9 protein-coding genes are annotated in these 11,786 nt (G+C 38.8%); 6 read left to right on the top strand and 3 right to left on the bottom strand.

From position 1 onward, the window contains the following. Positions 1–26 precede the first annotated feature (26 nt). From KO495_RS12250 to KO495_RS12270, 5 genes are all read left to right on the top strand, one after another. Positions 27–911 carry a DMT family transporter gene (locus KO495_RS12250; RefSeq protein ID WP_215980694.1) on the top strand — a complete coding sequence of 295 codons (885 nt, stop codon included), beginning with the start codon at positions 27–29 and terminating at the stop codon, positions 909–911. 86 nt (positions 912–997) lie between these two features. Further along, positions 998–2,962 carry a DNA topoisomerase III gene (locus tag KO495_RS12255; protein WP_215980718.1) on the top strand — a complete coding sequence of 655 codons (1,965 nt, stop codon included), beginning with the start codon at positions 998–1,000 and terminating at the stop codon, positions 2,960–2,962. 95 nt (positions 2,963–3,057) lie between these two features. Further along, a complete protein-coding gene (locus tag KO495_RS12260; RefSeq protein ID WP_215980695.1) occupies positions 3,058–3,549 on the top strand; it encodes a potassium channel family protein in 492 nt (163 codons plus the stop codon). 8 nt (positions 3,550–3,557) lie between these two features. Then, entirely contained in the window at positions 3,558–4,331 is a 774-nt protein-coding gene (locus KO495_RS12265; RefSeq protein ID WP_215980696.1) for a transporter substrate-binding domain-containing protein, read from the top strand. Between the two features lie 228 nt (positions 4,332–4,559). Further along, positions 4,560–5,414, top strand: a complete 855-nt coding sequence (locus tag KO495_RS12270; RefSeq protein WP_215980697.1) for a PA4780 family RIO1-like protein kinase — start codon at positions 4,560–4,562, stop codon at positions 5,412–5,414. Positions 5,415–5,491: 77 nt separating this feature from the next. On the opposite strand, the gene KO495_RS12275 is transcribed toward KO495_RS12270, so the two are convergent. Beyond that, positions 5,492–7,582 (bottom strand): S9 family peptidase, encoded by a 2,091-nt coding sequence (locus KO495_RS12275; RefSeq protein WP_215980698.1) that lies wholly within the window; start codon positions 7,580–7,582, stop codon positions 5,492–5,494. Positions 7,583–7,884: 302 nt separating this feature from the next. Between KO495_RS12275 and KO495_RS12280 the strand changes: the two genes are divergently transcribed. Beyond that, positions 7,885–8,796 carry a prolyl oligopeptidase family serine peptidase gene (locus KO495_RS12280; RefSeq protein ID WP_215980699.1) on the top strand — a complete coding sequence of 304 codons (912 nt, stop codon included), beginning with the start codon at positions 7,885–7,887 and terminating at the stop codon, positions 8,794–8,796. Positions 8,797–8,904: 108 nt separating this feature from the next. Here KO495_RS12280 and KO495_RS12285 read toward each other — a convergent pair whose 3' ends face one another. Then, a complete protein-coding gene (locus tag KO495_RS12285; RefSeq protein ID WP_215980700.1) occupies positions 8,905–9,924 on the bottom strand; it encodes a rhodanese-related sulfurtransferase in 1,020 nt (339 codons plus the stop codon). A gap of 303 nt (positions 9,925–10,227) precedes the next feature. Continuing rightward, a complete protein-coding gene (locus tag KO495_RS12290; protein WP_215980701.1) occupies positions 10,228–11,499 on the bottom strand; it encodes a carbohydrate-binding protein in 1,272 nt (423 codons plus the stop codon). Positions 11,500–11,786 lie beyond the last annotated feature (287 nt).

The raw sequence follows: 11,786 nt of genomic DNA on the forward strand, positions 1-11,786 counted from the left end.
CTAAATTTAACCATAAGGCGGTTACTATGAGCTTTCAACGTTTAATCTTTCTTACCTTATTATCATTGCTCGCTTTTGCTGCAAACTCTGTGATTACACGATTGGCACTAAAGCAAACCGCTATTGATGAAGCTAGCTTTATTGCATTAAGGATTGGCTCTGGCGCTATTTTTTTAGCCTTATTTATTCTATTTACAAAACACAAAAATACTGCTGTAAACCTCACTCATCAAGGAAGTTGGCTCGGAGCATTATCACTTTTTGCATACGCAGTAAGCTTTACCTATGGTTATGGCTTAATTGCCGCTGGTACAGGTGCGCTTATCCTCTTCGGTGCTGTACAAGTTACCATGTCAGTTATCGGCTATTATGCCGGTGAGCGCTTAAATAAAGTCCAAATATCTGGCTTTATTTTGGCGATTGTTGGTTTAGGCATTTTAATGCTACCTGGCTTAGAGGCTCCTTCGTTATTAGGCGCTAGTTTAATGTGTTTATCTGGTATCGCTTGGAGTTTATATTCTCACCAAGGTAAAGGTTCAACAACTAGCCCAAGCACTAGCCCTGCTATTTCAACCGCGGCTAACTTTATTAAAGCGGTTCCTATGGTGTTATTACTTTGGCTATGCAATTATTCAGCAATAACCCTAGATACCGCTGGTGTTATTTATGCGTTAATTTCAGGCGTCGTCACTTCAGGCATGGGGTACATTGTATGGTACAGCGTGTTGCCACAATTAAAGTCAACACAAGCAGCCATAGTGCAACTAAGCGTTCCTGTTATTGTTACACTCGCTGGGGTGTTTTTACTTAATGAAACTATTACCTTACGTATTGTCACCGCTACGGCTGCTATTTTGTCTGGCACTTTACTAGTATTGATGTTTAAAAAAGCTCCTAAACAAAAAAAATAATAATACTAACAGCAGGCACTGTACATAAAACCAGTTAATAATCTATACTGCCATTATTAACTTAGTTGTTGTTATTGGATTGTGTGTTGAAACTCTATATTGCCGAAAAACCAAGCTTAGGTCGCGCTATTGCAGCAGCGTTACCTAAACCACATAAAAACTGTAAAACTCATATTGAATTAGGCAATGGTGATGTGGTCAGTTGGTGCATCGGTCATATTTTAGCGCAAGCCGACCCAGAAGATTACGATGGTGATTTAAAAAAGTGGCGTATGGATACGCTACCTTTTATTCCACAAGAGTGGAAATTAAAACCCATTACTCGCACTCGTGCGCAGTTAACCGCGTTAAGAAAGTTAGTTAAGCAGGCCGATGAAATTATTCATGCTGGCGATCCTGACCGTGAAGGACAACTACTCGTTGATGAGGTAATTGACTACTTAAATGTTTCAAAGAAGAAAAAATCAACGGTCAAGCGCTTACTGATTAGCGACCTAAACTTACCTGCGGTAAAACGCGCTTTAACAACATTGAAAGATAATAAAGATTATATTGCCTTATCTGTTTCTGCCTTGGCTCGTTCGCGTGCCGATTGGCTTTACGGTATTAATTTAACCCGAGCGTATACATTACAAGGACAAAAAAGCGGCTTTAATAGTGTGTTGTCTGTTGGTCGAGTACAAACGCCATTACTCGGTTTGGTCGTCAGGCGCGGTCAAGAAATTGCTAATTTTGTCAGTAAACCCTTTTTTGAGGTAGAAGCACACATTGCTTTAACACCAGAGCAGCCTGTCAGCTTTACCGCAAAATGGCAGCCTAGTGAAAATTGCCAACCCTATTGTGATGAAGAGGGGCGAATATTAGTTAAAGCGCTAGCTGAAAATGTGGTGAACCGTATTGGTAACCAACCTGCACAAGTTCAACAGTTAGAAAAGAGTGAAAAAAAGCAAGCACCGCCATTACCGTTTAACTTATCACAATTACAAATTAGCGCCGCAAAGCAGTTTTCAATGAACGCTAAATTAGTGCTTGATGTTTGCCAGTCACTCTACGAAAAACATAAACTTATTACCTACCCTCGCTCAGATTGTCGTTACCTCCCTAAAGAACAGCTGAAACAATCTGGTGCAATTATTGATACTTTAGCAAAGGGCTCTCTGCCCTGTGCCAAACAAGCACAAGACGCTAATAAATCATTAGTCAGTAAAGCGTGGAATGATAAAAATATAACCGCTCATCATGCCATTATTCCTACAGAGAAATCTCCAGATAACATTAACTTAAATACTTTCGAGAAGAATATTTATTTACTGATAGTGCGCCAATATTTAGTCCAGTTTTATCCCGCTTTTGTTTTTGATCAAACCAAAGTGAATTTGCTGATTGCAGGTGGGTTATTTACTCGTACAGCAAAAACCACTAAACAAATAGGCTGGAAAGTACTTTTTTCCAAAAGCAAACACACCGAAGCTAACAGCAACAACACCAATGACGAGCAAGAGCTACCACCATTAGTACAAGGACAAATGTTACATTGTTCACATGGGGAGTTAATTGAAAAGCATACCTCTCCCCCACAATATTTTACCGACGCAACTTTACTCGCCGCCATGACAGGCATTGCGCGTTATGTGAATGACCCACAAATTAAAAAAGTACTCAAAGAGTCCGATGGTTTAGGCACCGATGCTACCCGCGCAGGTATTATCGACTTATTGTTTAAGCGCAATTTTTTAACTCGCCAAGGTAAACAGATTCACGCAACCGATATTGGTATAGCGCTAATTAATGCCTTACCTGAGATGGCAACTCTACCCGATATGACAGCGCAATGGGAGGCAACACTGACCGCTATCAGTGAGAAAAAAGCTAATTACCTTAGTTTTATGCAACCATTAACGGAAACCGTTTCAGCAATGGTTATCGGCGCTACCCAGCAACCTTTTACAGGCTTACCTAAAGTAGCGTTTAAACCCAAAAGAACAAAAAGAAAATTTAACTCGCACTCAAAAAAAAGTACCAATAAAGTGCCACGTAAAATAGCCAGTTAACCTTACTATGCCGTTTACCTTAGCAAGCTGGTCTTCTCAGTGACCAAGCTTTGTAATATCATCAACTCATCGATAAAAACTTTAGAGAAACTTTGATGATTATTTTACAGAACGCGATGGAAAAAAGTAATTTATACCAAGTCGATGAATTTGGTGTAAAAAATTATAACTATGGCGCACTCGGCTTACTCTCGTTTGTTTTATTTGTATTGATTAATGCTAGTTTAGGTTATATCACTTACCTTGCTGAGATTAACGCCAGTGGTTCGCCGGTACAAAACTATAGTGACGCATTCTGGCTAATGTTAATGTCGTCAACTACCATAGGCTTTGGTGATGTTTATCCTATAACACTAGCGGGACGTGCTGCTGTTTTTATTATGTTTGTTTTAGGCGTTGGTATCTTGGGTGGTGTCGGTGCTGTTTTTGCGAATAAAATTTTTGGTTTTGCTGATACCAGCATAAAAAATAGAGAATTACGCAAGCAAAATGATGCAATACTCAAACAAAACGAAATAATTACTGAAAAGTTAACTAAACTAGAAGAACAGCTAGCAAATGTAATAAAGCATTCTACTAAACCTTAAGAGGCGCCATGAAGTACTTCCTCTCCTTCTTGTTCACTATAAACACGTTAGTTAGTGTTATATCGTTTGCGAATGAAAACTTGAAAGTAGCCAGTATTGTTGAGCCACCTTTTAGTCGAATCGAAAATGATACTTTAGTAGGTTTTAATGTTGATGTTGCTGAAATGCTCGCATCATCAATTAACCTTAAGCCTGTTATTATTCAATGCCCATTTGCTCGTTGTTTAACTATGCTTGAGCAAGGCTCAGCTGATTTAATGATCAATCTAAAAAAGTTACCTGAACGAGAAAAAAACCTCATATTTATTGAGCCTCCACTATTTGTACAAGATCAGCCAATACGGTTTTATACTCTCTCAAACAACAACATCAATATTAATAAGTTAACTGATTTGCTCCCTTTGGTGGTAGGAACTATACGCGGTGCAACCTATTTTCCAGAGTTTGATAATAATACCAAGATTAGAAAAGTAGATTTCACTACACGCGAACAATTAGTTAATATGCTACTTAAGGGGAGAATAGATACATTCCTAGAACGAGAAGAGTCAATAGAACCCTTAATCAGTTCGCAAGAGTATAAGGATAAAATGACGATAGAAAGCTACCAATACAACAAACCCGTTGGCAGCTATATTGCTATATCTAGAAACTCTTCTATCTCAAAAAAAGCTCACGAGTTATCAATACAGGTTAATAAACTCATCAAGACACAGGTGATAAACCAACTGCAAGCACAGCACTTACCCTCTGAAGCGTTAAAGCCAACCTTAAAAAAATAGTGCTATATAAATAAACGACAATCATAATAAAAAGATTCTCGAGAAATCAATAACGGCTAGTGTATAATCGCCAAACGCAAACAAATCCGTTAGCATAGTCACAAAACAAACAATAACATGCTATGACATCCCTGTAGGGATGTAAAATATGTTATTGATTGCCTCTGATAGTATTAACTATAAGCACCTATTAATTTTCCGTTTTAACGGTAAAGGTATTACAGCAACATGAAAGTTCCAAAACGTATACAGCCCCTTGTTGACGATGGTTTAGTTGATGAAGTACTTAATCAACTAATGAGTGGTAAAGAAGCTACCGTTTATCGTGTTCGTTGTGGCGATACTATTCGTTGTGCTAAGGTTTATAAAGAAGCTAATCAACGCAGTTTCAAAAAAGCGGCACAATATCAAGAGGGTAGAAAAAGTCGTAATAGCCGCCGTGCTCGCGCTATGGAAAAAGGCTCTAAATACGGTAAAGATCAGCAAGAACAAGCGTGGCAAAATGCGGAAGTAGATGCCCTTTATGCTGTTGCCGAACATGGTGTGCGCGTACCACAACCATTTGGCTGTTTTGACGGTGTATTGTTAATGGAGTTAATCGTAGATGATAACGGTGATGTAGCACCGCGATTAAATGATGTTGTACTGACCCAAGAGCAAGCAATTGAAGATCACGCCTTAATGATGATTTATATCATGAGAATGTTATGTGCAGGCATAGTGCACGGTGATTTATCTGAGTTTAATGTTTTAGTAGATGCTTATGGTCCGGTTGTAATTGATATGCCACAAGCGGTTGATGCCTCGGCAAATAACAACGCTAAAGCAATGCTGTTACGTGATGTTAATAATATCACCACGTATTACGCCCAGTTTGCACCAGATTTAACGTTAACTAAGTTCGGCGAAGAAATGTGGGCACTTTATGAAAGTGGTGATTTGAGCGATACCACTAAGCTAACAGGGCAATTTAAAGAAAGTGAAAAATCCGCCGATGTCAGTACTGTGTTAAATGAAATTCAAGCAGCCTTTGAGCAAGAGCAAGACCGACTCGCTTACCTCAAAGAAGCCGCAGAGCAATAATAACTCAAGCCTATAATGATAAAAAAGCGCTTAACCTATTAGGTAAGCGCTTATTAAAAGTTATCATTTCACTGAAATTATTTATCGGTATATTTAGCTAACCACTTAAACACTTCGTCATACCAAACAACTAAGTTATCAGGTTTACGAATATGGTGGTCCTCATCTGGGAACATCACTAAACGACTATCAATACCTTTACGTTGCAATGTAGTAAAAGCGCCTAAGCTTTGTGCGTATGGTACGCGGTAATCAAGCTCACCTTGTATAACTAACATTGGTGTTTGCCAGTTGTTAACATAGGCCGACGGATTAAATTTATTGTAATCTTCACTTGGCTCAGCGGTTCGGTTACCGTCTTGTTTCCCCCAAAGCGGCCCACCCATATCATATTCAGGGAACCATAACTCTTCAGTTGATTGATAAAAACTTGGCATATCAAAAAGGCCGGCGTGGTTAATTAAACACTTAAAGCCAGTTGGCCAGTTACCCGCGATCCAATTCATCATGTAACCACCGTAAGAAGCTCCTAACGCACAAGCATTATCGCGGTCTAACCACGGTTGATCTTTGACAATAAAGTCTAAACCTTTTTGCAAATCTTCAAGCGGCTTTCCACCCCAATCACGACTAATTGAGTGAGTAAACTCTTGTCCGTAGCCTATTGAGCCATGAAAATCAACCATAACCACACCGTAGCCTTGAGCCGCCCATAATTGTGCATTCCAACGGTAATGGAACATATTACCAAAGCTACCTTGTGGGCCACCATGTACTAAAAAGGCAATAGGGTATTTTTTACCTTGCTCAAAGTTAGCAGGCTTTAACCAATAGCCATGAACTTTTTCATTATTCCAACCTTTAAAACTAAATTGCTTAAAGTCTGCAAAGTTTACATTAGCTAACTTATCTTCATTAAGATTCGTTAGCTGCTTTAAATCATCACCATGTTTATCAATAGAGAATAAATCTTTTGGTGAATTTAAACTATGACGAGAAAAATACACTGTATCGCCATAACTCATCACGTCACCGTTACTACCGTCATTATAAAGGCTACGAACTTCATTAAATTCAGGAGTAATAGAAAAAATGCTTTTCTGGCCAACATCTTGCGCTACCACATACAAACTCTTGTTATCTGGTGCAAACGCTAAACTACCCACCGAACGATCCCAATTAGGCGCAACCGCTTTGCTGCTGCCAGTTCTGTTATCGCGTAACTGCACCGTAAACTTATCGGCTTCATAACCTGGAGTTTTCATCGCTTTATACGCCAAGTAACGACCATTACTTGAGTAAACTGGGCTAGCATCCCACGCTTTATTATCACGTGTAATATTCACTACGGTAAAATCTTGCTCTGGTTTCTTATCGAGTGCGACTTCAAATATATCAAAGTTAGTGGTCCATGCATGCGTTCTTGTCAGCTCAGTGCTAGATGAATCCTTTGCTGAAAAAGCTATAGAATTTCCGTCAGGGTGAATACTCACTTGGCTAATACCCGCAAAATCACTTTGCCAATTAGCCATAATGTTTTGCGCACTATTTAATAGACCTTGATCATTTGTGTAAGCAACAAATAACTGCTCTTTATATTCTGTTGCCCATACGTCCCAATGGCGAACCATTAATTGATCATAGGCTCTAATATTATATTTTTTTTCTGCATCCGCTTTTTTTGCAGTAACCGTACAGGCTAAATCGGCACAACCTGGCTTAACGGTAAATGAAAGCGCAAAAACATCACCACTTTTAGCTAAAGTAAAACCATTCACCTCTAATGGAAAGTCAGAAACTTGCTTTGCTTCACCACCACCAAGCATCAGCTGCCAGATTTGTGAGCTACCACTGCGCGTGGATAAAAAGTAAATAGACTGGCCATCATCCGCCCAAACAACATTGTGTTCAGCGGTGCTATGGCTCGTTAATTGTTTTACTTTACCTGTTGTTAAATCTTGGCGATAAAGGTGGTTGTCTTTTGATTGACTACCTTTTTTTAAGCCATAAATAAGTGACTCACCTTTAGGCGATAAAGTTGCACTGTGTAATTGGTTGAGTTCGTTCAGTTTTTCAACGGTAAACACTTCGGTATTAGAAGACGACGCTTTTACGCTAGTTACCGCAGTTAATAGCGATAAAGCAGCAAAATTAAGTATTTTTTTCATATTATTCTCGAATAATTTTAAACTTAACAAGAGTATACAATCAGCCCAAGTTAAACAATTATTAACCGCTTAGTTCATTTAAAAAATCACCTTAGCGATGACCAAAGCGCGTACAGTGTTTTTTACATTATAAATTAAACCAACATTTAAAAGCGCGTATTTTTACTCACCGCTACATGGACGAATTGCATTTACATGACTATTATTTAATCGTCAATGGACTTGAGCCAGCTATTAAAGCAGCTAACGCAGCTTAAAATTTAGCTTGGCTTATTAATAAAAATTATATAAATGGATTTATTATGTTTAAAAAATTAATGATAACTTTCTTGGTTATTTTTTTATGCCCAAGTATTGCTAATGCAATGCATACACCAGCAAAAATATCTTACATTGCTATTCCTGTAACGACACCAGAAAAGAATTGGCAAGTGTCAGGACAATTACGTATGCCTTTCAACGCAACCGAAAACACCCCTGCGGTTATTATTTTACATAGCTCTGCTGGAGTTGATAGCACAGGTATGTTTTACGCAAGTACCTTAAATAGACGGGGTATTGCTACGCTAGAATTAGATTTATGGGGAGCTAGGGATTTAGCAGGAGGAAGCGCTAACAGGCCAGCAACACCGCAAGAAACCTTACCTGATGTTTTTTCCGCATTGGCTTATTTGGCAGAGCATTCGCTTATTGATAAAGACCGTATTGGTGTAATGGGATTCTCTTGGGGTGGTGTATTGTCATTGTTAACTGCTAGTGAAAACTATATGTCACTAACAGGGCAGCCCTATCGGTTTGCAGGACATATTGCACATTACCCAATTTGTTGGTTATATAATTACGCGCCCGGCTTTGAGTTTACTAACTTCACTGGTGCGCCGATATTGATTCAAACTGGTGCTAAAGATGACTATGACCTACCTGAAACCTGTCCAAATTTAGTCGCCAACTTGCCCGAAGAAGAACAAGAGTTTGTTAAGGTTAAAGTTTATAAGCGGGCTTATCACGCATGGGACAGATTAGAGCCTAAATGGATAGTAGAAGATCCCTTTTCTCATTTAGGTCAAGGGGGTCAAGTGACTCTAGCCCCTAATTTTATTACCGCTTATCAGTCCAAATATCGTGTCGAAAAGTTCTTCAGTGAATTGTTTGGTTTAACTCGCTCAAGACAAAATAATGATAGTGTCGATATTAATGGTGATGTTGGTAATTAAACTTTCACGTTATTGGCGGCATAGCTCCCCTCACTAACAGCATAAAGCCCAAGCGTACTAAACAGCTTGGGCTTTATTATTAAGGGTTAAGCGTACAACGGAGTTAAACTATTTAGCCGCTTGCTTGGCTTTTTTATCGGCTTTTTCTTGGCGACGCTCTTCAATAATATTCTTAATTTCACCACCAATATGAGCTTCACCACGCTGCTCAGCTAAGGTGATTTGACGCTGACGTTCAGCATAGCGATTGCGCTGTTCATCAGTGACTTTATCGTGACAACGATGACAGCTTACCCCTTTAATATAATGTTCGCTTTTCTTTTCTTCTTCTGTGATAGGAAAACGACAAGCAAAACATTGATCATACTGTCCTTGCTCTAAATCATGATTGACTGCGACACGGCCATCAAACACAAAACACTCACCTTCCCATAACGTTTCTTCGCTTGGTACTTCTTCAAGGTATTTTAAAATACCACCTTCTAAATGGTAAACCTCTTCAAAGCCTTGCTCTTTTAAATAGGCAGTCGATTTTTCACAACGAATACCGCCAGTGCAATACATTGCTACTTTTTTGTGCTTATTTTTATCTAAATTTTTAGCCACATAGTCGGGAAATTCACGGAATGTTTCAGTATTTGGGTTAATTGCATTTTTAAACGTGCCAATTTCAATTTCATAATCATTACGGGTATCAACGAGTAATACTTCAGGATCAGAAATGAGTGCATTCCAGTCTTTTGGCTTAACATAGGTGCCAACAACTTGATTCGGGTCAATCCCTTCAACACCCATAGTGACAATTTCCGTTTTCAACTTCACTTTAGTGCGATGGAATGGGTTTTCATCGGCGTATGATTCTTTATGGGAAATATTATCTAACCCTGGTTGTTCGGCTAGAAAAGCTAAAACCGTTTCAATACCCGCTTGCGGCCCTGCGATAGTGCCATTAATACCTTCGTTGGCTAATAATAGCGTGCCTTTTACATCAACACTGGCCATTTTATTTGACAGTGGTTCACGCAATGCTTCAAACGCATCTAAACGGACGAACTTATATAGGGCGCAAATTGTAATTGTATTGGGTAAAGTTGCAGGCGCAACTGTAGGGTTTTCGGTTGTACTCATGGTGTCTCCATTGAACTAGCTGGAACGTAAATCCAGTGCTTTAGATTAAGTTGTAAAGTACTAAAACGTCACTTTAACCACGTTTTAGGGCGCGCATTTTAGCAAAGTTTTACTTAAATGGGAATGGATGGTGAATTGTAACGATGATCACAATATTGATGATTAAGGACTATAAGTTAACGTCAATAACGTTACCAATATAGGATAGCGAAAAAACTCACTAGACAGAGAAAAGCCACTAACTACTAAAATAGTCAGTGGCCTTATGAAGTTATACTGAGTAATTTGAACTCAAGTTAACTATTACTGCTCACCGTATAGCGCCGGTGTAGCACTTGGAGACCACTCAGCTTGTGATACATGATTTGACAATACAAGGTATTCTTTACCCATATATTTAACTAAATCACCTGATGTATAAGCTACATCTCCACTCCACACAGTGGTTGGCATATTACGTAACCACAATGATGGGGTAGAGCTAGGTGCCCAATCAGTTTGAGCGGTATGTGATGTTTCAGACTTATAAATTAAACCATTATAAGTAACATAATCACCTGCTGCATATGAATCACCTACTTTCCATTGCGGTGCATAATTATCCATAGTATCGAATGTATAGCCTGCTGCTTTCGCTATGCGAATAAATTCAGCAAGTTTTGGTAGGTTGCGGGTTGCGCCTTGCCCTCGACGACCATCTTCAAAAAGGAAGTCATGAGTTAAAATAATCACTTTATCGCCATGCAAACGATCGCCACATGGGAAATTTTGTGCTTTCGAGTTAATCGGGTTTATATCAACTGGCGCACAAGTATTGATAACAGCATCAACATAACCAAGCATTTGATCAGCTTCTGTTAAACTATTTGCTGGGAAAGAAATACCCCAGTTTTCAGGAGCCCAATCTAAATCCCAACCATGGAGAATGTAGTTTTGATCAGCAAGGATATTAGAAACTTCAATACCAGCTAAAGAGCTGTTCGATGGGTTTTGCGGGTCGCAAACATAACCTGGCTGCCAAGGTAATAAATCATCCGAAGTAGCACAAAGACCGTCAGCCTTTAAATCTGCACTTGATCGCCAGCCATTGGTATAAGGAAGTCGGGCTAAGCTATCTGCTTTATAGTTTGGGTAGCTCGAAATATTTGGAATGAATTGCGCCAGCACTGTTAAGTTTTTACTAAACATTGAAGCATCATAAACAGGATCTACATAAGAGTTTATTTGATGTAAGCCTGTCGCATTACAATCATCACCGCTAGTAGGACCAAACTCTTCAACACAGTTATGTACCATATGATCATAACTGTGGTTTCCAACAACATGTCCATCGGCTAGTGTTTGCTGCATTGCTGATAACGCTTGATCTTCATTTTCACCACCAATACCTTCTAAATGCCAAGCGTTTACATAAAATGTCGCTTTAATACCACCGGCTTTTAAGGTATCAAGTAATGCTGGGGTTGCATTCATAGGACCGTCATCAAAGGTTAAATAAATAGTTTTATCAGACGCTGCTGCTGTTGTTGCTGCAAAGGCTAAAGCTATACCACAAGCTATGTTGGTTAATTTCATTATAATTCCCTATATTTTTCTCTATTGAATATTTTTATTAGTTTTATATCCTGCACTCAAACTAATCGTAACTAGTTAAAATTTAGGATAAAAACATCCTAGCCCTCTGATTACATTAAAGTGGTACTAAACTCGCAAATAGAGATAATTTTCTCGCATTTTTATCACTAATAATGAGTTATTCTTCAAAGTTAACTTTAAAGAGAAATAGATGAATTCAAAACGCAGAGGTATAAATTAGGTAAGTAACCTGAGCTCGGCTTAAGAGATATTTAACAAATTGAAAT

This window comes from Colwellia sp. D2M02, from assembly GCF_018860755.1.
In the GTDB taxonomy this organism is placed as follows: Bacteria; Pseudomonadota; Gammaproteobacteria; order Enterobacterales; family Alteromonadaceae; genus Colwellia; species Colwellia asteriadis.

Bases quoted from the DNA above. Each gene is read 5' to 3' on its own strand.
- KO495_RS12275 (WP_215980698.1), bottom strand. From the start codon at position 7,582: ATGAAAAAAATACTTAATTTTGCTGCTTTATCGCTATTAACTGCGGTA.
- KO495_RS12250 (WP_215980694.1), top strand. From the start codon at position 27: ATGAGCTTTCAACGTTTAATCTTTCTTACCTTATTATCATTGCTCGCT.
- KO495_RS12260 (WP_215980695.1), top strand. From the start codon at position 3,058: ATGATTATTTTACAGAACGCGATGGAAAAAAGTAATTTATACCAAGTC.
- KO495_RS12285 (WP_215980700.1), bottom strand. From the start codon at position 9,924: ATGAGTACAACCGAAAACCCTACAGTTGCGCCTGCAACTTTACCCAAT.
- KO495_RS12265 (WP_215980696.1), top strand. From the start codon at position 3,558: ATGAAGTACTTCCTCTCCTTCTTGTTCACTATAAACACGTTAGTTAGT.
- KO495_RS12290 (WP_215980701.1), bottom strand. From the start codon at position 11,499: ATGAAATTAACCAACATAGCTTGTGGTATAGCTTTAGCCTTTGCAGCA.
- KO495_RS12270 (WP_215980697.1), top strand. From the start codon at position 4,560: ATGAAAGTTCCAAAACGTATACAGCCCCTTGTTGACGATGGTTTAGTT.
- KO495_RS12280 (WP_215980699.1), top strand. From the start codon at position 7,885: ATGTTTAAAAAATTAATGATAACTTTCTTGGTTATTTTTTTATGCCCA.